This window comes from Falsiroseomonas stagni DSM 19981, assembly GCF_900114315.1.
In the GTDB taxonomy this organism is placed as follows: Bacteria; Pseudomonadota; Alphaproteobacteria; order Acetobacterales; family Acetobacteraceae; genus Falsiroseomonas; species Falsiroseomonas stagni.
Window position 1 is genome coordinate 37107 of record NZ_FOSQ01000010.1, and the last position, 21980, is coordinate 59086.

General features: G+C 69.3%; 21 protein-coding genes. 13 read left to right on the forward strand and 8 right to left on the reverse strand.

Annotated features, from left to right (window positions below; all coding sequences use genetic code 11):
- Window positions 1–32 precede the first annotated feature (32 nt).
- The 3 genes from BM041_RS21355 to BM041_RS21365 are packed head-to-tail and all read left to right on the forward strand — an operon-like array spanning window position 33 to window position 2536.
- Window positions 33–800 (forward strand): ABC transporter ATP-binding protein, encoded by a 768-nt coding sequence (locus BM041_RS21355; RefSeq protein WP_092961937.1) that lies wholly within the window; start codon window positions 33–35, stop codon window positions 798–800.
- Complete coding sequence (locus BM041_RS21360; protein ID WP_092961938.1) at window positions 793–1554, forward strand: ABC transporter permease; 762 nt, start codon at window positions 793–795, stop codon at window positions 1552–1554. Before BM041_RS21355 ends, BM041_RS21360 begins: the two co-directional genes overlap by 8 nt.
- 22 nt (window positions 1555–1576) lie before the next feature.
- Window positions 1577–2536 carry an ABC transporter substrate-binding protein gene (locus BM041_RS21365; protein WP_092961939.1) on the forward strand — a complete coding sequence of 320 codons (960 nt, stop codon included), beginning with the start codon at window positions 1577–1579 and terminating at the stop codon, window positions 2534–2536.
- Window positions 2537–2539: 3 nt separating this feature from the next.
- On the opposite strand, the gene BM041_RS21370 is transcribed toward BM041_RS21365, so the two are convergent.
- A complete protein-coding gene (locus tag BM041_RS21370; RefSeq protein ID WP_092961940.1) occupies window positions 2540–3214 on the reverse strand; it encodes a Crp/Fnr family transcriptional regulator in 675 nt (224 codons plus the stop codon).
- 17 nt (window positions 3215–3231) lie between these two features.
- Window positions 3232–4119 (reverse strand): alpha/beta fold hydrolase, encoded by an 888-nt coding sequence (locus BM041_RS21375; protein WP_092961941.1) that lies wholly within the window; start codon window positions 4117–4119, stop codon window positions 3232–3234.
- A 167-nt stretch (window positions 4120–4286) separates the two neighbouring features.
- Between BM041_RS21375 and BM041_RS21380 the strand changes: the two genes are divergently transcribed.
- The 9 genes from BM041_RS21380 to BM041_RS21420 all read left to right on the forward strand — a co-directional run bounded on the left by BM041_RS21380 (window position 4287) and on the right by BM041_RS21420 (window position 11983).
- A complete protein-coding gene (locus BM041_RS21380) occupies window positions 4287–4757 on the forward strand; it encodes an Rrf2 family transcriptional regulator (protein WP_092961942.1) in 471 nt (156 codons plus the stop codon).
- A 10-nt stretch (window positions 4758–4767) separates the two neighbouring features.
- Window positions 4768–6267 (forward strand): Fe-S cluster assembly protein SufB, encoded by a 1500-nt coding sequence (gene sufB / locus BM041_RS21385; protein ID WP_092961943.1) that lies wholly within the window; start codon window positions 4768–4770, stop codon window positions 6265–6267.
- A gap of 16 nt (window positions 6268–6283) precedes the next feature.
- Window positions 6284–7030, forward strand: a complete 747-nt coding sequence (gene sufC / locus BM041_RS21390; protein ID WP_092961944.1) for a Fe-S cluster assembly ATPase SufC — start codon at window positions 6284–6286, stop codon at window positions 7028–7030.
- A complete protein-coding gene (sufD, locus tag BM041_RS21395) occupies window positions 7027–8337 on the forward strand; it encodes a Fe-S cluster assembly protein SufD (protein WP_092961945.1) in 1311 nt (436 codons plus the stop codon). Before sufC ends, sufD begins: the two co-directional genes overlap by 4 nt.
- Before the next feature lie 11 nt (window positions 8338–8348).
- Complete coding sequence (locus BM041_RS21400; protein ID WP_408735415.1) at window positions 8349–9578, forward strand: aminotransferase class V-fold PLP-dependent enzyme; 1230 nt, start codon at window positions 8349–8351, stop codon at window positions 9576–9578.
- Window positions 9575–10054 (forward strand): Fe-S cluster assembly sulfur transfer protein SufU, encoded by a 480-nt coding sequence (sufU, locus tag BM041_RS21405; RefSeq protein ID WP_092961946.1) that lies wholly within the window; start codon window positions 9575–9577, stop codon window positions 10052–10054. The genes BM041_RS21400 and sufU overlap by 4 nt, the downstream gene beginning before the upstream one ends.
- Window positions 10023–10418, forward strand: coding sequence for an SUF system Fe-S cluster assembly protein (locus tag BM041_RS21410; protein ID WP_092961947.1), 396 nt, complete (start codon window positions 10023–10025; stop codon window positions 10416–10418). Before sufU ends, BM041_RS21410 begins: the two co-directional genes overlap by 32 nt.
- Window positions 10419–10461: 43 nt before the next feature.
- Window positions 10462–10833: a HesB/IscA family protein gene (locus tag BM041_RS21415; RefSeq protein WP_092961948.1), complete on the forward strand. Its 372-nt coding sequence runs from the start codon at window positions 10462–10464 to the stop codon at window positions 10831–10833.
- Window positions 10834–10906: 73 nt separating this feature from the next.
- Complete coding sequence (locus BM041_RS21420; RefSeq protein WP_245762210.1) at window positions 10907–11983, forward strand: MBL fold metallo-hydrolase; 1077 nt, start codon at window positions 10907–10909, stop codon at window positions 11981–11983.
- A gap of 3 nt (window positions 11984–11986) precedes the next feature.
- On the opposite strand, the gene BM041_RS21425 is transcribed toward BM041_RS21420, so the two are convergent.
- Complete coding sequence (locus tag BM041_RS21425) at window positions 11987–14620, reverse strand: M10 family metallopeptidase (protein ID WP_175534073.1); 2634 nt, start codon at window positions 14618–14620, stop codon at window positions 11987–11989.
- A gap of 142 nt (window positions 14621–14762) precedes the next feature.
- Between BM041_RS21425 and BM041_RS21430 the strand changes: the two genes are divergently transcribed.
- Window positions 14763–15782 carry a hydroxyacid dehydrogenase gene (locus BM041_RS21430; RefSeq protein WP_175534074.1) on the forward strand — a complete coding sequence of 340 codons (1020 nt, stop codon included), beginning with the start codon at window positions 14763–14765 and terminating at the stop codon, window positions 15780–15782.
- 133 nt (window positions 15783–15915) lie between these two features.
- Here BM041_RS21430 and BM041_RS21435 read toward each other — a convergent pair whose 3' ends face one another.
- The 5 genes from BM041_RS21435 to BM041_RS21455 all read right to left on the reverse strand — a co-directional run bounded on the left by BM041_RS21435 (window position 15916) and on the right by BM041_RS21455 (window position 21873).
- Entirely contained in the window at window positions 15916–17265 is a 1350-nt protein-coding gene (locus BM041_RS21435; protein WP_092961952.1) for a hydrolase, read from the reverse strand.
- Window positions 17266–17330: 65 nt separating this feature from the next.
- Window positions 17331–18248, reverse strand: coding sequence for an MBL fold metallo-hydrolase (locus tag BM041_RS21440; RefSeq protein WP_175534075.1), 918 nt, complete (start codon window positions 18246–18248; stop codon window positions 17331–17333).
- A 13-nt stretch (window positions 18249–18261) separates the two neighbouring features.
- On the reverse strand, window positions 18262–19239 hold the full coding sequence (locus BM041_RS21445) for an MBL fold metallo-hydrolase (protein WP_092961954.1): 978 nt from the start codon (window positions 19237–19239) through the stop codon (window positions 18262–18264).
- A gap of 110 nt (window positions 19240–19349) precedes the next feature.
- A complete protein-coding gene (locus BM041_RS21450) occupies window positions 19350–20633 on the reverse strand; it encodes a class I SAM-dependent RNA methyltransferase (RefSeq protein WP_245762211.1) in 1284 nt (427 codons plus the stop codon).
- A gap of 34 nt (window positions 20634–20667) precedes the next feature.
- Complete coding sequence (locus BM041_RS21455) at window positions 20668–21873, reverse strand: acyl-CoA dehydrogenase (protein ID WP_092961955.1); 1206 nt, start codon at window positions 21871–21873, stop codon at window positions 20668–20670.
- Window positions 21874–21980: the final 107 nt, after the last annotated feature.

The window sequence follows — 21980 nt, forward strand, 5'->3', positions numbered from 1 at the left end:
TGTGCTGCGCATAGCGGGGTCAGGGAAACAGCATGGCGTTGGTGACCCTTGAGGGGGTTGGAAAGACCTTTCGCGGCCGGACCGGCGCGTGGGAGGCCGTGCGCGACTTCTCCCTCGAACTGGCGGAAGGCGAGTTCTTCTGCCTGCTCGGTACTTCGGGCTGCGGCAAGACCACCGTGCTCAACATGCTGGCGGGGTTCGAGGCGCCGACCGCGGGCCGCATCCTGCTGGATGGCAAGCCCGTGCGTGGCCCCGGCGCCGATCGCGGCGTCGTCTTCCAGGGCCATGACAGCCTGTATGACTGGCTGACGGCGCGGGACAATATCGCCTTCGGGTTGCGCCTGCGCGGCATGGCGAAAGCCGAACGCCGCGCGGTGGCGGATCGCTTCCTGACCATGGTCGGGCTGACGGGGCAGGGGGCCAAGCACCCGTCAGAGCTTTCCGGCGGCATGAAGCAGCGCATCCAGATCGCCCGCGCCCTGGCCAATGATCCGCGCATCCTGCTGATGGACGAACCCTTCGGCGCGCTGGATGCCATGACGCGCGCGGTGCTGCAGAACGAATTGTCCGACATCTGGGCGAAATCCGGCAAGACCGTGCTCTTCATCACCCATGACATCGAGGAAGCGGTGGCGCTTTCCACCCGCGTCGGCGTGATGAAGCGGGGCCCGGGCGGCACGCTGAAGGCCGTGGTGCCGGTCGATCTTCCCTTTCCCCGCGAACGCACATCGGACGGATTCATGCAGACCTTCCGCCAGGTGCATGCGCTGATCCATGAGGAGATCCACCCTCATGAATAGCCGCGCGGCCACCATCGGCGGTTACATCGCCGGCTTCGCCCTGCTGTTCCTGATCTGGCACTTGGCCGCGCTGTATCTGGTGCGCTCGGTGCTGTTTCCCTCGCCCTTTCCGGTCTTCGAACGGGCCGTGGTGCTGATCGAGGATGGGTTGCTGCAGGAGGCCGTCATCGCCTCCATGCGCCGCATCCTGCAGGGCTTCCTGCTCGGCAGCGCGCTCGGCATCCCGATCGGCCTGGCACTCGGCAGCTTCAGGCCCGTTCGGCTGCTGCTGGAACCCTGGACGGAGTTCTTCCGCTTCATCCCCGCCGTCGCGATGATCACGGTCGCCGTGATCTGGTTCGGCATCGGGGAGGAGAGCAAGATCTTCCTGATCGCGTATACCACCGTCTTCGTCGTCATCATCGCGACGGCGGCCGGCGTCGGCGCCGTGGGCAGGGACAAGATCCGCGCGGCGCAATGCCTGGGTGCCAGCAAGTTCCAGCTCTTCGCCCTCGTCGCCCTGCCGGCGACGGTGCCCTACATCCTGACGGGCATGCGGCTGGCCATGGCCAACGCCTTCGTCACCATCGTCGCGGCGGAACTCGTCGCCTCCAATGACGGGCTCGGCAAGATGCTGTGGGACGCCCGCCTGTTCATGCAGGTGGAGGACATTTTCGTCGCCCTCATCGCGCTCGGCCTGCTGGGCTTCGCCACCGACCGCGCCTTCCGCCTGCTGATCCGCGCCTTCGCGGGCCGCTTCAACCCGACCATGTGAATACGAACAGGGAGAGAGAACCATGATCAACCGCCGTAGCCTGCTTGCCGCGGGCACTGCCGCCGCCCTGCCCATCCCCGCCTTCGCGCAGGGCGCGCCCATCAGGATGACGATCGCGACGGGCGTGGACCCGTCCTTCGCCCCCTACTACGTCGCCCGCGAGGGTGGCTTCTTCCAGCGCAATGGCCTGGACGTGACGGTCAACACCGGCCCCTCCGGCTCCGCCATGATCGCCTTCCTCGTCGGCAACCAGATCAACTCCGCCTATGGCGCCGAACAGGCCGGCGTCTCCGCGCACCTGGTCGATCCCAATGTGGTCGCGGTGGCGGAAGGCACGGCGCTGCTGCGCTGGATCAGCATCCTCGGCCGCAATGTCGAGAACATGGAAGCGCTGAAGGGCAAGCGCGTCGGCGTCGCCCGCGGCACGGGCAGCGAGACCTTCTGGCTCTCCGTCGTCGCCAAGCTCAACCTGAACCCGGCCGACTACACCATCGTGAATGTCGAGGCGCCGGAGATGGTGGCCGCGCTGGAACGCGGCAACATCGACGCCTTCGCTGTGTGGGAGCCCTGGCCGACCCGCGCCATGCGCGCCATCCCCAACACCAAGATCCTGCTGTCGAACGACCAGATCCAGATCGTCCGCAACTTCATCTACATGAACAAGGGCTGGGCCGAGTCCAACCAGGAGGCGACCCAGCGCTTCATGCGGTCCATGATCCAGGCGCAGGAATTCATCGCCAGCAACCCGACGGAAGCCGCCGCGCAGGTCGCCCGCTTCCTTCGCCAGGACCGCGCCTTCATCGCGGAGCTGATGACCAAGGTGGAGTTCAAGGTGAACCTGACGCCTGACAGCGTCGGCAACATCCAGCTCGCCATCGATCAGCTGCGCGGCATGAACCGGCTTGCCCGCCCGGTCACGCCGGATCAGGTGATCTGGAAGGCGCCGCTCGCCGCCGCCGCCGCCGGCCGCGTGACGATCTGAGGCTCAATCCGCTTCCGCCAGGGCACGCAGCCCTGGCGGATCGGTGATCCTGAGGCCCGCGCGGGCCGGTTCCACCAGCCTGCCCGCGCGCCATTCCACCAGCAGCACATTCACCTTGGGGCGCGTCGCCGCCACCAGGGCGGCCAGCTGCCCCTGCGGCAGCCGCACCAGTCCGGCGGGATCGGCCGCCGCCAGCTTCAGCAGCGCCGTCGCCAGGCGCTGCGGCAGGGGGCGCAGCGCCACCGCCTCCGTCTGCTCCGTCGTGCGCCGAAGCCGCGCGGCCAGGGTCCGCAGCAGGGCCAGGGCGGTCGCATGATCCTCCGCCAGCACCGCGGCGGCATCGGCATGGCGAACCAGCAGGCCCGATACCGGCGTCAGCGCCGTGCAATCCGCGCTGCGCGGCCCGCCATCGATCAGCGCGACCTCGCCCACAGGCTCCCCGGCTCCCGCCAGGCCCAGCGTGAGTTCCCGCCCGGCGTGGGTGGCCAGGTGGAGGCGCACCACGCCGTCCAGTACCAGCAGCATGCCATCCGTGCCGGGATCGCCGCGGCGGAACACGACCTCCCCCTCCCGGTACCGCACGGGCCGCGCGGCGGCGGCCAGGCGGGCGCGGGCGGCTTCCGGCACGCCGGCCAGCAGGGGCAGGCGGTCGATGGCGCGGCGGGCCTCGATGGACATCGCCGCGCCCGTTGCTGCTACTTCTCGGCCGCGGCGATGATGCCGCCGGACAGGCTGGCGGGGATGCGGTTGGTCCAGCGGCCGGCATCCACCTGGGTGACGAAGTCCAGCACCGCGCGGTTGAAGGCGTCCGGGTCTTCCAGGTTCATGGTGTGGCCGCATTTCGGCATGACCAGCAGCGCGCTGCTCTTGATGGTGCGCTTCAGGTAGATGCTGGCCTCCAGCGTCGGGTCATCCTCGTCGCCCGCGATCACCAGCGTCGGCACTTCCATGGCGGCGAAGCCGTCCTTCAGGTCGAACAGGCTGGGGCGGCGGCGCTGCACGCCGTTCATGGTCAGGGCGGAGCCTTCGGTGCTGTGTTCCCGCAACTGGTCCTGGAATTCCTTGTAGCCGCGGGGGTCCTTCTCCTCGAACACCAGGCGGGTCGGGCCGCGGCTGTAGGTCAGGCCGAAGGTTTCCATCCCCTCGGAGCGGATGCGGGCGATGGCGGCGTCCGTCTCCTTGTGGAATTGCGGCATCTTGTCGGGGGATGCGCCATAGCCGACGCCGGCCGCCACCAGGCTGCGGCAGATATCCGCGTGCCGCAGGCCCATATGGAGCGTCGCGAAGCCGCCCATGGACAGGCCGACGACATGCGTCTTGCCGAGGCCGAGACCCTTGATCACGGCGGCGATGTCATCCGTCGCGCGGTCCTGGCTGTACTTCGCGGGGTCGGACGGGACCTCGGACGGCGTGTAGCCCCGGGCGGCGTAGGTGACGCAGCGATAGCGGCGGGAGAAGAAGCGCATCTGCGCCTCCCAGCTCCGGTGGTCGCCGGCATATTCATGCACGAAGACCATGGGCGTGCCGGAGCCCGCTTCCTCATAATACAGGCTCACCCCGTCATCGGCGCGGATCGTAGGCATCGTCTCTCCAGTCTGGTCGCAGGCCCTGGTCTCAGGCGGGGCGGATCGTGGCGCCAAGGCATGGAGTCGGCAAGCCGCGCAGGGCCACCTTGACTCCGACGGGGGGCGAGCGCATCTGCCAAACCGGACCCCAAGGGTCCCCTTTGACAAAGCGGGAGCGACGCCGCGTGCTGCGGGTTTCCAAATTCACCGATTATGCCGTGGTGGTGCTGAGCCGCCTGGAGGCCGAGGGGGGCGTTCAGACCGCCCCCGGGCTTGCCAGCGGCACCGGGATTGCGGAGCCCACGGTCGCCAAGGTCCTGAAGATGCTGGCCCAGTCCGGGCTGGTGGAGGGGCTTCGTGGCGCCCGCGGCGGCTACCGCCTGCTGCGGCCGCTGTCATCCCTGCCGCTGTCGGATGTGATCGTCGCCATCGATGGCCCGATCGCGCTGACGGCCTGCGTCGACGGCGGGTTCGGTCTTTGCGAGGCCGAGAATACCTGCCCCGTGCGTGGCCGCTGGGACCCCGTGAATGCCGCCATCCGCGGCGCGCTCTCCGCCATCATGGTGAGTGAGATCGCCGCCCCCGGTGGGCCCCGCGTGCCGATGCCCGCGTCGCGCGTCGTCGAAACCCCCGTGCCTGCCCTTCTGGCCGAGTAGGACAAGTTCCATGCCCGCCGTCACCGAGACGCTCGAAACCGTCCAGTCCGTCACCGAGGGCGGCTACAAATGGGGGTTCGAGACCGACATCGAGATGGAGTTCGCGCCCAAGGGCCTGAACGAGGACATCGTCCGCTTCATCTCCGCGAAGAAGAACGAGCCCGCCTGGCTGCTGGAATGGCGGCTGAAGGCCTTCGCGATGTGGAAGAAGATGGAGGAGCCCAGCTGGGCCGCCGTCTCCTACCCCAAGATCGACTACCAGGACGCCTACTACTACGCGGCGCCGACGCAGAAGGTGAAGCCGAAGTCGCTGGATGAGGTCGATCCGGAACTGCTGAAGACCTATGCCAAGCTAGGCATCCCGCTGAAGGAACAGGCGATCCTGGCGGGTGTCGAAGGCGCGGGCGATACGCCGGCGGATGGCGGGCGCATGCCCATCGCCGTGGACGCGGTGTTCGACAGTGTCTCCGTCGCGACCTCCTACAAGGAGCGCCTGGCGAAGGACGGCATCATCTTCTGCGCGATCAGCGAGGCGGTGCAGGAGCACCCGGAGCTGGTGCGCCAGTACCTCGGCACCGTCGTGCCGCAGGCCGACAACTACTTCGCCGCGCTGAACAGCGCCGTCTTCACCGATGGCAGCTTCGTCTACATCCCGAAGGGCGTTCGCTGCCCGATGGAGCTGTCCACCTATTTCCGCATCAATGCCAAGAGCACGGGGCAGTTCGAGCGTACGCTCATCATCGCGGATGAGGGCAGCACGGTCAGCTACCTCGAAGGCTGCACGGCGCCGCAGCGGGACGAGAACCAGCTGCATGCCGCGGTGGTGGAACTGGTCGCGCTGGATGATGCGACGATCAAGTACAGCACGGTGCAGAACTGGTACCCCGGGGATGCCGAGGGTCGTGGCGGTATCTACAACTTCGTCACCAAGCGGGCGGATTGCCGCGGCGCGCGGAGCAAGGTGAGCTGGACGCAGGTCGAGACCGGGTCCGCCATCACCTGGAAGTATCCGTCCTGCATCCTGCGTGGCGATGACAGCGTCGGCGAATTCTACTCCGTTGCCATCACCAACAATCGCCAGCAGGCCGATACCGGGACGAAGATGTTCCATATCGGGAAGAACACGCGCAGTACCATCGTCAGCAAGGGTATCAGCGCGGGCCGCGGGCAGAACACCTATCGCGGCCTGGTGAAGATCAGCCCGAAGGCCGCCGGCGCCCGCAACTTCACGCAATGCGACAGCCTGCTGATCGGCGATGAATGCGGCGCGCATACCGTGCCCTACATCGAGAATCGCTGCATGTCCGCCAAGGTGGAGCATGAGGCGACGACGTCCCGCATTGCCGAGGACCAGCTCTTCTACTGCCGCCAGCGCGGCCTGAGCGAGGAAGATGCCGTGGGCCTTATCGTCAACGGGTTCTGCCGGGAGGTCCTGAAGGAACTGCCGATGGAATTCGCCGTGGAAGCGCAGAAGCTGCTGCAGATCAGCCTCGAAGGCTCGGTCGGTTAAGGGATCGCCTGATATCATGCTGAAGATCGAGAACCTGCACGCCACGGTCGATGGCAAGCAGATCCTGAAGGGCCTGACGCTGGAGATCGCGCCAGGCGAGATCCACGCCATTATGGGCCCGAACGGCTCCGGCAAATCCACCCTCAGCTACGTGCTGGCGGGGCGGGAGGGCTATGAGGTCACGGAAGGCTCCGTCACCTACAAGGGCCAGGACCTGCTGGCGATGGAGCCGGAGGAGCGGGCGGTGGCCGGCGTGTTCCTGGCCTTCCAGGCGCCCGTCGAACTGCCCGGCGTCGGCAACGCCAACTTCCTCCGCACGGCGCTGAATGCGGTGCGCCGCGCGAAGGGGGAGAGCGAGGTGGACGCGATCCAGTTCCTCAAGCTCGCCCGCGCGCGCATGAAGGTGCTGAACATGCCGGACGACATGCTGAAGCGCCCGGTCAATGTCGGCTTCTCCGGCGGCGAGAAGAAGCGGAACGAGATGCTGCAGATGGCGATGCTGTCGCCGACGCTGGCGCTGCTGGATGAGACCGACAGCGGGCTCGACATCGATGCGCTGAAGATGGTGGCGGATACGGTGAACAGCCTGCGCGGCCCGACCTTCAGCGCGCTGGTCATCACGCATTACCAGCGCCTGCTGAACCACATCGTGCCGGACCATGTGCACGTCCTCTCGGCCGGGCGCATCATCCGCAGCGGCGGCCCGGAACTGGCGCAGGAGCTCGAGGCGACGGGCTACGCCGCCTCGGTGGCCGCGGCATGACGGCGGTCAACACAACCGGCGCCGGCGCCTTCCTGGCGCGGCATGAGGGGCTGCGCGCGCGCCTGCCGGGCGCGGGGCTGCCCTGGGTCGTGGCGATGCGCGAAGCCGCCGCGGCCGCCTTCCGCGCGCAGGGCTTCCCGACGCGCCGCGTCGAGGCCTGGCGCTACACCGACCTCGCCGCCGTCAACGGCACTGTGTTCGGCGAAGCGCTGACGGGCGTGGATGATGCGCTGGCGCTGCCCGCCACCGGCAATTCCCGTGCGGTCTTCGTCGATGGCCGCTTCCGCGCGGACCTCTCGACCCTGGATGGCCTGGGCTACACGGTCGAAAGCCTGGCCGTGGCGCTGCCCTCGCTGGAAGGGCGGCTCGGCGCCGTCGCGCGCCCGGCGGAGCAGGCGCTGGCGGCGCTGAACGGCATGCTGTTCGAGGATGGGCTGGTCGTGACCGTGCCCGCCGGCGTTGCCGGTGGCGTGCTGGAACTGCTGTCCTTCGCCACGCTGTCGGACCGCGCGCCGGCCTACCACCCGCGCCACCTGGTGCGGCTGGCGGAGGGCGCATCGCTGACGCTGATCGAGACCGCCGCCGGCCCCGCCGCCGCGCGCTACCTGCACAACCCGGTCTTCGAGATCGAGGTCGCGGCCCGCGCGCGCTTCAATCATGGCCGCCTGCAGCAGGAAGGCCTCGATGCCTTCTTCCTCTCCACCGTCTATGCGGCGGTGGCGGAGGGCGGGACCTATGACAATTTCACGCTCAACGCCGGCGCCCGCCTGGCGCGGAACGAGATCCACGTCGCGCTGGCCGGCCCCAAGGCCGAATGCCACATGAACGGCGTGCAGCTGGTGGCTGATGGCCAGCATGCGGATACGACGACGGCGCTGGATCACGCGGCACCGGACTGCGCATCCCGACAGACCTACAAGACCGTGCTGGCCGGCCGGTCGCGCGGCGTGTTCCAGGGCAAGATCCTGGTGCGCAAGGTCGCGCAGAAGACCGATGGCTACCAGATGAACCAGGCCTTGCTGCTGAGCCCGGATGCCGAGATCGACAGCAAGCCGCAGCTGGAAATCTACGCCGATGACGTGAAGTGCAGCCATGGCGCGACCGTCGGTGAACTGGATGCCGACAACCTCTTCTTCCTGCGCAGCCGCGGCATCCCGCTGGAACAGGCCAAGGCGATCCTCGTCGAGGCCTTCCTGACGGAAGCGGTGGAAGCCGTGGCGGATGAGGCGATCCGGGCGGCGCTGTCCGGCGCCGTTTCGGGCTGGTGGCAGCGCCAGGGTGTGGCCGGCGGGATCGAGGTCGCGTGATGGACGGGCACATGGCGCCGAGGATGGACCTCGCGGCGATCCGGGCGGATTTCCCCATCCTGTCGGAGACGGTGCGCGGCAAGCGCTTCACCTTCCTCGATAGCGGCGCCTCCGCCCAGAAGCCGCGCCAGGTGATCGGTGCCATGGTGCGGATGATGGAGAAGGCCTACGCCAACGTCCATCGCGGCGCCTACCACATGAGCGAGCAGGCGACCGAGGCCTATGAGGCCTCCCGCCGCGCCGTGCAGCGCTTCCTGAACGCGGCCGATGAGCGTGAGATCATCTTCACGGGCAGCAGCACCAACGCCATCAACCTGGTGGCGCATAGCTACGGCCGTGGCGTGATGAAGCCCGGCCAGGCGGTGGTGATCTCGGAGATGGAGCACCACGCGAACCTGGTGCCCTGGCAGATGCTGCGCGACGCGCATGGGATCGAGCTTCGTGTCGCCCGAATCACCGATGCCGGGGAGCTTGACCTCGAAGACCTCGCGGCGAAGCTCGCGGATGGCAAGGTTGGCCTCGTCGCCGTCACGCATATGTCCAACGTGCTCGGCACCGTCACGCCGGCGGCGTTGATCGCGCGGATGGCGCATGAGGCCGGGGCAAAGGTGCTGTTCGACGGCAGCCAGGCGGCGGTGCATCGCCGCGTGGACATGCAGGCGCTGGATGCGGACTTCTATGTGTTCACCGGCCACAAGCTCTACGGCCCGACCGGCATCGGCGTGCTCTACGCCAAGGCCGCGCTGCTGGAAGCGATGCCGCCCTTCCTCGGCGGTGGGGACATGATTGCCGAAGTCACCTTCGAGAAGTCGATCTGGGCGCCGATTCCGGGAAAATTCGAGGCCGGGACGCCGCCGATCATCGAGGCGATCGGCCTGCACGCCGCCATCGACTATGTCGAGGCCATCGGCATGCCGGCGATCGAGGCGCATGAACGCGCCCTCGTCGATCGCGCCATGGCCCGCCTGCCGCATATCGAGGGCGTCACGCTGCTCGGCCGCGCGCAGGATCGCGGCGGCGTCTTCGCCTTCGCCCTCGACACGGCCCATGCGCATGACGTCGCGACGCTGCTGGACCGCGCGGGCATCGCGGTGCGCTCCGGCCGCCATTGCGCCGAACCGCTGCATGCGCGCTTCAATGTCGAGAGCACCTGCCGCGCCTCCTTCGGCCTCTACACCACGCCGGAGGAAGTCGATCTCCTCGCCGATGCGTTGGGGCAGGCGAGGGAGTTCTTTCGATGAGTGGCGGTCTCTTTGACGACCTCCGCGACCTCTACCAGGAAGTCATCCTGGACCATGGCCGCAAGCCGCGGAACTTCCGCCGGCTTGATGATGCCGACTGCACCGCGCGCGGGGACAACCCGATGTGCGGCGACCGGATGGAATTGTTCCTGAAGATGGCGCCGGACGGCACCATCGCGGACGCCGCCTTCCAGGGCCGCGGCTGCGCCATTTCCATGGCCTCGGCCTCCCTCATGACCGACACGGTCAAGGGCAAGTCGCCGGCGCAGGCGCATGAGATGAGCGACAAGTTCCGGACGCTGGCCATGACGGGCACCTGCCCCGAATGCGGCGGCGACATCGTGGAAGACATGGAACGCCTGGCGCCGCTGTCCGGCGTGCATGACTTCCCGAGCCGCGTGAAATGCGCGACGCTGGCCTGGCACACCTTGAACGCCGCCCTCGATGGCCAGGCGAAGGAGGCGAGCAGTGAGTGAGACGCCAACCCTGCCGAACCACGGCGCCTGGACCCCCGATGGCCCCACGGAGCCGCCGGTGAAGGTGCATGAGGATGCGGTGATCGCCGTCCTCAAGACCGTCTTCGATCCCGAGATCCCCGTCGACATCTACGAACTCGGCCTGATCTACGCGGTCGAGATCGGTGACGACGGCCATGTGAAGGTCGAGATGACGCTCACCACCCCTTCCTGCCCCTCGGCCCAGGAATTGCCGAACCAGGCGGAGGAAGCGGTGCGCGCCGTGCCGGGCGTGACGGATGTGACGGTCGAGGTCGTCTGGGATCCGCCCTGGGACCAGAGCCGGATGAGCGAGGATGCGCGCCTCGCGCTCAACATGTACTGACGGCGGCCGCAGCATCGGCCGCCCCAAGCGTTAGGGTGACACCATGAGCATCTCCACCGACGCGCCCGCCCGTCCCAAGCGGGCCCTGCCGCCGCTGATGACGCTGTCCGATGGCGCCGCGGAACGGTTGCGCGGGCTGTATGAGAAGGGTGAGGCCGGCAAGCTGCTGCGCATCGCCGTCAAGACCAAGGGCTGTTCCGGCATGTCCTACGACCTCTCCTGGGTCGATGGCGCGGGTCCGGGGGATGAGGTCGTGACCGACAAGGGCATCACCGTCCTGGTCGACCGCAAGGCGACGCTGTTCCTGATCGGCACGGTGATGGATTACGAGGTGAAAGCCATGTCCGCCGGCTTCACCTTCACCAATCCGAATGAGAAGGGCCGCTGCGGCTGCGGGGAAAGCTTCCACGTCTGACGGATTGTTACGCCGCCTTGGCGCGCGCGACCGCGCGCGCCACATCGGGGCTTCCCCTGTTGGAAGCCCGCCCTTGCCGCCAGCCGTCATCACCCGCCGCAAGCTCGCCGCCCTTCTGGCCGCGGTGCCCATCCTCGGCGCCTGCGTCGGCACCCGACAGGGCAGCGACTACTATGCCGGCCCGGTCTCGGACCATTTCGACGGCAGCCGTTTCTTCAACCCGGAGGGGGAGGCCCCGCGCAGCTTCACGCAGTTGCTGCGCTGGCAGTTGACGGAAACCCGCACGCCCTGGCCGGAGAGCTTCCCGAGCCCCTTCCCGCAGGATGCGCCGCCCGCGCGCGTCCCGGGCCGTGCGCCCCGCATCTCCTTCGTCGGGCACTCGACCTTCCTGATCCAGGGCGCCGGGCTCAACATCCTCACCGATCCCGTCTGGTCGGACCGCGCCAGCCCCTTCAGCTTCACCGGCCCGAAGCGCGTCAACGCCCCCGGCATCGATTTCGCGGCCCTGCCGCGGATCGATGTCGTGCTGGTCTCGCACGGCCATTACGACCACATGGATGTGGATACGCTCCGCCGCCTCTGGGAACGCGACCGCCCGCGCATCCTTGCACCGCTCGGCAATGACGTGATCCTGCGGGGCCACCACCCCGCCATGGTGGTGGAGACGATGGACTGGCATGACCAGCGGGACCTCGGTGCCGGCGTGACGGCGACGCTGGAGGCGGTTCACCACTGGTCCGCCCGCGGGATCTTCGACCGCAACCACGCGCTGTGGGGCGGCTTCGTCCTGAAGGGCATCGGCGATGGCATCTTCTTTGCCGGCGACACGGGTTTCGACCAGGGGCGCCCCTTCCGGCGCGTCGCGCAGCGCCATCCCGGCCTCGGCCTCGCCCTGTTGCCGATCGGCGCCTATGAGCCGCGCTGGTTCATGCAGGCGCAGCACATGAATCCGGATGATGCGGTGCAGGGGTTCCAGCTGCTCGGCGCGCGGCAGGCGATCGGCTACCATTGGGGCACCTTCAACCTGACGAATGAAGGCGTGGACAGCCCGCCGGCGGACCTGGCCACCGCGCTGGCCGCGAAGGGCGTGGATCCCGCCCGCTTCGTCGCGGCGCGGCCCGGCCTGGTCTGGACCGACGCGGCCGCCTGATCCTCAGGCGATCACCAAGAAGGAACTCGCCGTCGGCGCCGCGCCCGCCAGCTCCGCCAGCACGGTGACGCCGCCGGCGCCCGTGCCGTTGCTGTCCCAGCTCAGCAAATGCGTATCCGTCGCGAAGAGCAGCTGCGCCAGCGTGCCGACCGGCGTTCCCGCCGCGTTGATCTGCAGGCGGTTCATGGCCGAGAGGTCCATGCCCGCCACCAGCCCGCCACGGAAGCCGGCGGCCGAGATCTGCACTACATCCTCTCCGATCGTGAAGTCGGTGATGACGTCTCCGCCCTCCGTCACCAGCGCGAAGCGGAAGGCATCCGCGCCAGCGCCGCCGGTCAGCATGTCCGCGCCGAGGCCCCCGCGCAGCGTATCCGCGCCCCCGCCGCCCGCCAGCGTGTCGTTCCCGGCCATGCCGGAGACGATGTTGTCGCCGGCATTCCCGGCGATGCTGTTCGCGACCGCATTGCCGGTGCCGTTCAGGGCAGCTGATCCCGCCAGTTCCAGCGCTTCCAGGTTGGTGGCCAGCACGACGGAGACGCTGGCCAGGATCGTGTCGGTGCCGCCGCTTGCAGTCTCCACCACCTTGTCCGTCGTGCTGTCGACGACGTAGCGGTCATTGCCCGCGCCCCCGGTCATGGCGTCGTTGCCCGCGCCGCCATCCAGCGTGTCATTGCCGAGCCCGCCATTCAGCGTGTCGGCCCCCTCCAGGCCGCGCAGCCAGTTGTCGCCCGCATTCCCGGTGATGAGGTTGCCCAGCGCATTGCCGGTGCCGGAAAGGCCCGTGCCGCCGCTCAGCGTCAGTCGCTCCACCTCGGCGTCCAGCGTCCAGTCCACGCTGCTCAGCACCAGGTCGATGCCGCCCAGCGCGTCCTCCACCACCAAATCGCCGCCATCGTCGACCACATGGATATCATTGCCGAGGCCGCCGACCTGGCGGTCAGCGCCCGTGCCGCCATCCAGCGTATCCGCCCCCGCGCCGCCCATCAGCGTGTCCGCGCCTTCCAGGCCCAGCAGGCGGTTGGCGCCGCCATTGCCGGTGATGGCGTTGGCGCCGGCATTGCCGGTGCCGGCGATGCCGGCGGTGCCGGCCAGGACGAGATTCTCGACCGCGGCAGAGAGTGTCCAGGCGACGGAGGAGACGATCGTATCCGCGCCCGCGCCGTCCTCCTCGGTCACGACCTGGCTGATGGCGTAGACGTAGAACAGGTCATCGCCCGTGCCGCCCGTCAGGGTATCGGCGCCGAGCCCCGCATTCAGCACATCCGCCCCGCCCATGCCCTGGATCAGGTCATTGCCCGCGCCGCCCGACAGGCGGTTGGCGCCGGCATTGCCGACCAGCGTGTTCGCCAGCGTGTTGCCCGTCCCGTCGATGTCGGCGGTGCCCGTCAGCGTCAGTGATTCCAGATTCGCGCCCAGGGTCCAGGTGACGGCGGCGCGGACCAGATCGTTGCCCTGGCCGGCCGTCTCCATCACCAGGCAGGCAGCATCGGCCACGACGTAGCAATCATCACCGAGTCCGCCGAGGAGGCTGTCCGCGCCCGTGCCGCCGTCCAGCATATCGCCGCCGGCGCCACCCAGCAGCGTGTCATTGCCGGCATTGCCGCGCAGCCAGTTCGCGGCCTCGTTGCCCGTCATCCGGTCATTGCCCGCGCCGCCGATCGCATCCTCGATCAGCGACCGCGCATCGCCCTGGTATTGCATCGCGTTGAAGATGTTGCCGCGTGCCACCTTGCCGGTGCCCAGCAGGGCCAGTTGCGCCGTGCTGGCGACGGACCAGCCCCCGGGCGACAGGTCGATGGCGACGCCGCCGGCATAGTTCGAGAGGTCATAGGTATCGCGCCCGCCGCCATCCCAGATCGTGAGGAAGATGCGGTTGCCGCCCGGCGTGCCCTGGCCGGCGCCGTTGATCGACATCTGGCCGGTGGCGGGGTTCCAGCTGTAGGTCGTATCCCAGGACTGCATGGTGAAGTCAGCGCCGTACATCACCTGCAGCGCCGCGATGTCCAGCATCATGTAGGATTGCGGCGCGGACCATTGTTCGTAGGTGTAGCCGCCGGCCGGCCCGCCGATATAGCTGCGGTAGCTCATCACCGTGAATTCGAGGCCATCGCGATCCGCCGGTACCGCCGCGCCGCCCGGCCCGCCCGCCTCCTGCGAATGCTTGAGGCCCATGGCGTGGCCGATCTCATGCAGCGTGGTGTGGTAGGCGTAGTTGCCGAGCGTCGGGTTGCGGTAGTTATAGGCGGTGCCGAACCAGATATCGCCGCCCGATCCGCCGGCGGGATAGCGGGCATAGGCCGTCGCCGGCAGGCTGGACTGGGCGAGGCGCAGATCGGCGCCGTCGAAGCCCGCATCGCTGATGGCCAGCAGCGTGAAGTCGGCGATGCCCGCGCCGCGCAGCACCGCCTTGCCGCCGATGGCGGCGCTGGTGCCGGCCAGCGCGTGGCGCGCCACCTGCATCGTCGCCAGCGACACCTGCGCGAAGCCGCTGCCGGGTTCGTTGTTGCCATAGGGCGACTCGTAGTCGCCGGCCGCGTCGGGAAAGCTGAAGGTGAGCGGCCCGTTCCAGGCGGTGCCGGACAGTACGCCGTCGATGTATCTGTTGCCGGTCGCGGCAATCGCGCGTGTCGTCGCCATGGCCGCCGTCCTTGTCGTGCGGGCGGGGAACAATCGGCCCCGCGCCCATGCAGCCTTGTCGAGCCTCCTTAACCGGATGTTGCGCAGGCGTGCCGTGCCGCGCCGTATTGACCCGGACGGGCCATCGCGGGAGGAAGGGGCCATGGCCCGTTTCCAGCTTCTCGTCACCCACACCCATCTCGACCAGCCCGGCCTCGGGATGCTGGAGGAGGCGGGATGCCGGGTGGATTTCCTCACCGCCGATGCGACCGGCGCGCTGACGGCGCAGGGTGCGCGGGCGGAGCTGGAACGCAGGCTCGCCACCACGGCCTATGACGGCATCATCTCCCGCATCGTGCCGATCGGCGGCGATGCGATGCGCAGCTGCCCCACGCTGCGCGTCATCAGCCGTGCGGCGGTGGGCTACGACAATCTCGACATGGCGGCCGCGACGGCGCAGGGCATCGCGGTACTGACGGCCGTCGGTGCCAATGCGCAATCCGTCGCCGAATACACGATGGGCCTGCTGCTGACGGTCGCCCGCAACATCGCGCGCCATAACACGGCGATCCAGGCTGGCGGCTGGGAACGGGCGCGCCTCGGGCTCGAACTGCGCGGCCGGCGTCTCGGCCTGGTAGGCTACGGCCGCATCGCGCAGAAGGTGGCGGCGCTGGCGCAGGCCTTCGGCATGGCGGTCTTCGCCTGGAGCCCCAACCTCCACAAGGCCGGCGACATCGCGCCGGTGACGCGCGCCGCGACGCTGCACGACCTGATCCGCGGCTGCGACGTGCTGTCCCTGCACATCCCGCTGACCGAGTCCTCCCGCAACCTGATCGGCGCCGCCGAACTGGCGCTGATGGGGAAGGAGGCGATCCTGGTGAATACCGGCCGCGGCGGCCTGGTGGATGAGGCCGCGCTGGCTGACGTGCTGCGGGAAGGCCGCATCTGGGGTGCGGGCATCGATGTGCTGACGCAGGAACCCCCGCCGCGCGACAACCCGCTGCTCGGCCTGCCCAACGCCATCCTGAGCCCGCATGTCGGCGCCGCCACCACCGTCGCCCGCAGCGCGACGGCGGAGACGGCGGCGCGCCACCTGCTCGACATCCTGCTCGGCCGCACGCCGCCAAGCGATGCCGTGGTGAACCCGGAAGTCCTGAGGTCGTCCGGGCGCTCCGGCGGCTGAGGATTCGCGAGGGATTTCTTGTCCCCGCAAGGCACCGGGCGCCGCCGATGCTGGTTGCATCGGCCAGCCTGGCAAAGACGAAGGGGCGAGAAAGACCCGCGAAGCCGACCCGCCGGGGTGCCTGGACGACCTTCTACCAGGTCAGCTCCGCCAGCGTGATCCGGTTCTCCGCCGCCGGCCAGGCGCGGGAGACGACGCGTTCCTCGTTGAAGATGCCTACCACCGGGCGCCCGAGTTCCGCCGCCGGGATCTGCCGCGTGGCGAGCGCCGAGATCGCGACACCAGGCCGCAATTCCGGCGGCACGCGGCCATCCAGCAGGATCGCGTCGCGCGGGATGCCGAAATAGCCGCGGGTGCGCTGGAACAGCACCACGCCGCCGCCGCCATCGCGCTCCGCCTGGGTCGGCGCGCGGGCGGGCCGCAGGTTCACCACCGTGGAGCCCCGCGGGAAGGGGCCGCGATAGATGTGGGTGATGGGGTGGCGCGGCGCGGCGACGACGAATTCCAGCGTCCAATCCGGCCCGACGGGCACGCCGCCCCAGCGCCCATCTTCCTCGGTCACGCGGCGATGGATGGCGTCCCCCATGCGTTCCCCGGTCTCGGGCGAGACGCGATAGAGCTCGACCGTCGCGCCGGCCACGGGCCGGTTGGTGACGCCGCCGGCGGTGTTCGTCACGCGCCCGTCCAGCACCGGCCGTGCCTCCGGTTCCACCGAGATCCGCGCGGGCGGGCGGCCGGTCACGAACGAAAAAATCTCGGCGAAGGCGCGATGGTGGTAGGCGACCTCCCGATGGTCCAGCGCACCCAGCACCAGGTTGGTGGCGCCACGCAGTTCTGGCCCGTCCACATCGGTGCCGGTGGGGCGATCGGGTGTCGTGGACCAGATGGCGCGGGGCTGGGCGAAGACGTCGTTCCAGGCGCTGCGGATGGTCAGGAAGGCGGTGCCGGGGACCACATCGGTCGCGCCGCCATTCAGCCGCCGCAGGAAGTCGGACTGGCTGTTGAATTCGCGGTTCCGGATCTCCGGCCAGTCATAGACGCCGCGATTGGGCGTGCCGCAGAGCACGGCGTGGGAGACAGCGTCGCTGCCGCCCTGGTGCACCACGAAGTCGCGGATGGGGTAGCCGCCGCGGGAATTGCCGACGAGCGCGATGCGCGCGCCGCCATGGCGGGCGCGGAATTCGGCGACGAAGGCGGCCAGGCGCGCCGTCTGCTCCGCGCTGCCGCTGCGGCCGGGCTGGGGCACCGCGTCATCGTCCCGCGCCAGGGGGTCCGGCATGTCCACCGCCAGCAGCCGGTCCGGCGGGCAGCCGTTCGACTCGAAGCGCCACAGCGTGCTGAGCCACAGCGCCGCATGGTCGCCATTGCCGTGCACGAAGAGGATCGGCGGCGGCAGGGCCGTGCCCTGGGCGCGGGCGATGAAGGGCACCGCCAGCGGCATCGCGCCGGCTGCGAGGAGGAGGCTGCGTCGGTACGTTTCCATTGGGCGGAAGATTAGCGGGACGGGCGACGGCATGGAACAGCCATCGCCCGCCCCGCCTGGTCACGTCACGCGCTGGCCGGCACAAGGCGATAGCTGCTGCCCGCGCGCTCCACCCGGCCTGTGGCGGGCATGGGGAAGTGGTAGCCCACCACCGGCACGCGGTCCGTCGCCGCCTGGTCCAGCAGGCGCCGGCGGGTCTGCACCGCCATGGCGGCATCCATGTCGAAGACCGGGTGCCATTCCGGATTGGCCATAAAGAAGGCTGGCGCGTTCACCGCATCGCCGATGACCAGAAGCTGGTCCCGCCCATCGGCGATCATGAAGGAGGCATGGCCCGGCGAATGCCCGTTGGTCGCGATGGCGGTGATGCCCGGCGCCACCTGTGCGCCGGGTGCGAAGGTCTGCACGCGATCACGGTAGGGGGCGAATTTCTGCCGCACATTGGCGAAGCCGGGGCGGCGGCCTTCCGGCGCGCGGGACTCCTCCCCCGCATCGGTCCAGTAGGCCCATTCCCGTTCCGGCACGAGCACCGGCACGCCCGGGAACAGCGCCTGGCCCTGCGCATCCGTCAGCCCGCCGATGTGGTCGCCGTGGAAATGCGTGTGTACCACCAGGATGACCTGCGCGGGGTCGAGCCCGGCCGCGCGCATATTGGCCAGCATCGTGCTGCCCGGCGCGCCGCGCCCGACATCCAGCATCACAAGACCACGCGGCGTCCTGACCACCGTGACGTTGAAGGGATTGTCGAGGGCCGTCCCCTGCATGCCCGCGGCCTGCATGGCGGCGGACACCTGCGCCGGCGTGGCGTTCAGCACGAAGCCCTGGGTGGCGTCCGCCCGCACCACGGACCCGTCCGTGACGATGAAGGCTTCAAGCCCGCCCACCGCCACGCGGTGGGAGGTCGGCGCCTGTGCCTGGGCAAGGGAGGGCGCCAGGGCGAGGCCCACGCCCGCGGCCAGCAGGCCGCGACGATCGATCATCATGGCCGTGCTCTCCTCAGCCCGCCGCCGCCCAGTCGGACGGCACGAAGCGGTAGCCATTGCCGTCCTTCGCCATGAAACCCGTGGAGGGGAAGGGGAAGTGGTAGCCGGTGACCCGGATGCGGTCCGTGGACACCATGTCGAAGACCCGCCGGCGCGTCGCCTCCGCCGCCTGCGCGTCGAAGTCGAAGACCAGGTGGAAATCGGGGCGGCGGGCGAAGACCTCCGGCCGGTTGGTGATGTCCGCCAGGAAGACCAGCTGCTCGTTCCCGCTGGAGACCCGGTAGATCGTGTGGCCCGGCGTATGGCCATGCGCGGCGATGCTGGTGATGCCGGGCATCACCTCCGCCCCCGGCGCCACCTGCCGGACCTTGCCCTGGTAGGGCGCGAAGCGGCGAGCGGTGTTGGCGAAGGTGGCGCGCTGGAATTCGGGGCTGCGGCTCTCATTCCCCGCATCGGTCCACCAGGCCCATTCCGGCGCCGGCACGACGAGTTCCGCATTCGGGAAGGCGGCGGTGCCGTCGGCGTTCAGGAGGCCGCTGATGTGGTCGCCATGGAAGTGGCTGAACACCACCGTCGTGACCCGGGCCGGGTCGAGGCCCGCGGCGCGCATGTTCTGCACCAGCAGCCCGACCGGGGCGTTGGGGCCGGAGGGGCCGTTGCCGGTATCGAACAGCACCAGCCCGTTCGGTGTCTCCACGCAGGTCAGTGTGAAGGGGATGCGGAAGGTGTCGGTGGGCAGGAAGCTTTCCGCCAGCACGCGCTGCACGTCTTCCAGCGAGGCATTGCGCACGAAGCCCGCATTCAGCGGGATGGCGCGGCTGCCATCATGCAGCATGGTCACTGTCAGCGACCCCAGACGGAAGCGGAAGAAGCCCGGCGCCTGGGCAAGCGGCGCGGGCGCGGCAGCCTGGGCGAAAGCGGGGCCGGCCCGCAGCAGCGCGGGCGCAGCAAGGGCAGCGGCCGCCCCCATGAACAAGGACCTGCGGATCATGCTTCTTCCCTCCGGGACGGTTGGCTCGCCGCGACGTTGGGCGGCAGGCGCGGGATGCAACCCCCAAGGGTGCCCCCAACGCAAGCTTCTTTCACCGGACGGGACGCTTTTCAGCGCGCGAAGGCGACAACCGATTCGAGATGGGGGGACCACGGGAACTGGTCGACCGGCACCGCCGACACCGCCTTGAACCCCGCCTTGCCCAGCACCGCCGCATCCCGCGCCAGCGCGACCGGGTTGCAGGAGACATAGATGGCGTGCCGGACCTTGCTGCGCGCGATCTGCGCCACCTGCTCCACCGCGCCGCTATAGGGCGGGTCCAGCACTACCGCGCCGAAGGCATCGAGCTCCGCTGGCAGCAGCGGGCGATAGGCCAGGTCCCGCTTGATGGCCTCCACCCGCCCGCCCGCCTTGCGCGCGGCGGCGTCCAGCGCGGCCACCGCGCCGGCCTCACCCTCATAGGCCGCGACGCGATGCGTGGTGCCGAGCGGGAAGGACAGCGTGCCGATGCCCGCATAAAGGTCCGCAATCCGCGCCCGTGGCGCCAGTTTGCGCGGCAGCGCGGCGCGCACCGCGGCGACGATCGCGGCCTCGCCCTCCGGCGCCGCCTGCAGGAAGGCACCCGGCGGCGGCGCCACGGCGACACCCGCCAGCACCAGCTTCACGGGGGCGGATTGCGCCGCCGTCTCCAGCACGCCATCGCCCAGCGCCCAGGCGATGCGCGGAATGCCATGCGCGATGCCGAAGGCCGCCAGGATGGCGCGCTGCGCGGAATCCAGCGGCCCGTCCGTCCGCAGCAGCAGATCGGGCCCGCTATCCAGCAGGTTCAGCACGGCGGAGCCTTCGCGCTTCAGCGCGCCGAGCCTCTTCAGCACCTCCCGCAGCGGCCGGAACAGCGACACCAGGCGCGGGTCCAGCACATGGCAGGTCGAGAGGTCCGCGATGGCGGCGGAGCCGCGCTGGTGGAAGCCCAGCGCCACGCCATGCGGCACGCGCTTCAGCGCCAGGTCGGCCCGGCGGCGCGTGCCGGGCGGCGCCGCGACCAAAGGCGCGACCTCCACCGCCATGCCCGCGCGCTGCATCGCCTCCACCAGTCGCCCGCGCTTCCAGGCGTGGTAGGCGGGCATGGCCATGTGCTGCAGGGCGCAGGCGCCGCATTCCACCAGGAAATGCGGGCAGGGGGGCGTGGCACGGTCGGGGCTTGGCGTCTCGACGCCGGCCAGGGCCGCGGCGATGCCTTCGCCACGGCGGCCGGTGATGTCGGCCAGCACGGTTTCGCCGGGCAGGGTGCCCGCGATGAAGACGGGCCCCTGCGGCGTGTCCGCCACGCCATCGCCCCCGGAGCCGAGGCGGGCGATGGTCAGGCGCTGGGTGACTGAAGCGGCGTCGGGCACTGGGTCATCCTAGCCCCGACGCCGGGGCGCTTGCTCAGCCGCCGAAGGCGTTGAGGCCGGTCTGGGCGCGGCCGAGGATCAGCGCATGGACGTCATGCGTGCCCTCATAGGTGTTCACCGTCTCCAGGTTCACCATGTGGCGGATCACGTGATACTCGTCGACGATGCCGTTGCCGCCATGCATGTCACGCGCGACGCGGGCGATATCGAGCGCCTTGCCGCAATTGTTGCGCTTCACCAGGCTGATCATCTCCGGCGCCGCCTTGTGTTCGTCGAACAGGCGGCCGACGCGCAGCACGGCATGCAGGCCGAGCGTGATCTCCGTCTGCATGTCCGCCAGCTTCTTCTGCACCAGTTGGGTCTGCGCCAGCGGGCGGCCGAACATCTTGCGGCCCATCGTGTAGTCGCGCGCGGCGTGCCAGCAGAACTCGGCGGCCCCCATGGAGCCCCAGGCGATGCCGTAGCGCGCGCGGTTGAGGCAGGAGAAGGGCGCGGCGAGGGACTTCACGCCGGGCAGGCGGTTCTCCTCCGGCACGAACACCTCATCCATCATGATCATGCCGGTGACGGAGGCGCGGAGCGAGAACTTGCCCTCGATCTTCGGGAAGGTCAGGCCCTTCATGCCGCGTTCCAGCAGGAAGCCGCGCAGGATCCCCTCATCATCCTTCGCCCAGACCACCGCGACATCGGCGATGGGGGAGTTGGTGATCCAGGTCTTGGAGCCGGAGACGAGGTAGCCCCCATCCACCTTCTTCGCGCGGGTGCGCATGGAGGAAGGGTCGGACCCCGCATCGGGCTCCGTCAGGCCGAAGCAGCCGACCCATTCGCCGGTGCGCAGCTTCGGCAGGAACTTCTGCTTCTGCTCCTCCGACCCATAGGCGTGGATCGGGAACATCACGAGGGAGGACTGGACGGAGAAGGCGCTGCGATAGCCGCTATCCACGCGCTCCACCTCCCGGGCCATGAGGCCATAGGCGACGTAGGAGACGCCGGCGCAGCCATAGCCATCGAGGGTCGCGCCCAGGAAGCCCATCTCGCCGAACTCGTTCATGATCTCCCGGTCGAAGCTCTCGTTCCGGAAGGCCATCAGGACGCGGGGCTGCAGCTTCTCCTGGCAGAACTGGCGGGCCGCGTCGCGGATCATCCGCTCATCCTCGGTCAGCACCTCATCCAGCAGCAGCGGGTCGTCCCAGGTGAAGGGGGCGGTGCTGGACTTCTTCACGGGGGTGACGACGTTCATGGCTTTCTCCTGGCGCCTGCGGGTGGGCGGGCCTCGGCTGGTATTCGCTCTACGCTGGGCCGCAATCTGGCGCGCGTATCGCCATCCGGCAACCAGCGCAGCGCTGC

Excerpts from the sequence above, each read along its gene's own strand:
- BM041_RS21410 (WP_092961947.1), top strand. The coding sequence starts at position 10,023 with ATGGCCAGGCGAAGGAGGCGAGCAGTGAGTGAGACGCCAACCCTGCCG.
- BM041_RS21370 (WP_092961940.1), bottom strand. The coding sequence starts at position 3,214 with ATGTCCATCGAGGCCCGCCGCGCCATCGACCGCCTGCCCCTGCTGGCC.
- BM041_RS21445 (WP_092961954.1), bottom strand. The coding sequence starts at position 19,239 with ATGATCCGCAGGTCCTTGTTCATGGGGGCGGCCGCTGCCCTTGCTGCG.
- BM041_RS21440 (WP_175534075.1), bottom strand. The coding sequence starts at position 18,248 with ATGATGATCGATCGTCGCGGCCTGCTGGCCGCGGGCGTGGGCCTCGCC.
- BM041_RS21375 (WP_092961941.1), bottom strand. The coding sequence starts at position 4,119 with ATGCCTACGATCCGCGCCGATGACGGGGTGAGCCTGTATTATGAGGAA.
- sufU (WP_092961946.1), top strand. The coding sequence starts at position 9,575 with ATGAGTGGCGGTCTCTTTGACGACCTCCGCGACCTCTACCAGGAAGTC.
- BM041_RS21400 (WP_408735415.1), top strand. The coding sequence starts at position 8,349 with ATGGCGCCGAGGATGGACCTCGCGGCGATCCGGGCGGATTTCCCCATC.
- sufC (WP_092961944.1), top strand. The coding sequence starts at position 6,284 with ATGCTGAAGATCGAGAACCTGCACGCCACGGTCGATGGCAAGCAGATC.
- BM041_RS21425 (WP_175534073.1), bottom strand. The coding sequence starts at position 14,620 with ATGGCGACGACACGCGCGATTGCCGCGACCGGCAACAGATACATCGAC.
- sufB (WP_092961943.1), top strand. The coding sequence starts at position 4,768 with ATGCCCGCCGTCACCGAGACGCTCGAAACCGTCCAGTCCGTCACCGAG.
- BM041_RS21455 (WP_092961955.1), bottom strand. The coding sequence starts at position 21,873 with ATGAACGTCGTCACCCCCGTGAAGAAGTCCAGCACCGCCCCCTTCACC.
- BM041_RS21435 (WP_092961952.1), bottom strand. The coding sequence starts at position 17,265 with ATGGAAACGTACCGACGCAGCCTCCTCCTCGCAGCCGGCGCGATGCCG.
- sufD (WP_092961945.1), top strand. The coding sequence starts at position 7,027 with ATGACGGCGGTCAACACAACCGGCGCCGGCGCCTTCCTGGCGCGGCAT.
- BM041_RS21355 (WP_092961937.1), top strand. The coding sequence starts at position 33 with ATGGCGTTGGTGACCCTTGAGGGGGTTGGAAAGACCTTTCGCGGCCGG.
- BM041_RS21430 (WP_175534074.1), top strand. The coding sequence starts at position 14,763 with ATGGCCCGTTTCCAGCTTCTCGTCACCCACACCCATCTCGACCAGCCC.
- BM041_RS21365 (WP_092961939.1), top strand. The coding sequence starts at position 1,577 with ATGATCAACCGCCGTAGCCTGCTTGCCGCGGGCACTGCCGCCGCCCTG.
- BM041_RS21415 (WP_092961948.1), top strand. The coding sequence starts at position 10,462 with ATGAGCATCTCCACCGACGCGCCCGCCCGTCCCAAGCGGGCCCTGCCG.
- BM041_RS21360 (WP_092961938.1), top strand. The coding sequence starts at position 793 with ATGAATAGCCGCGCGGCCACCATCGGCGGTTACATCGCCGGCTTCGCC.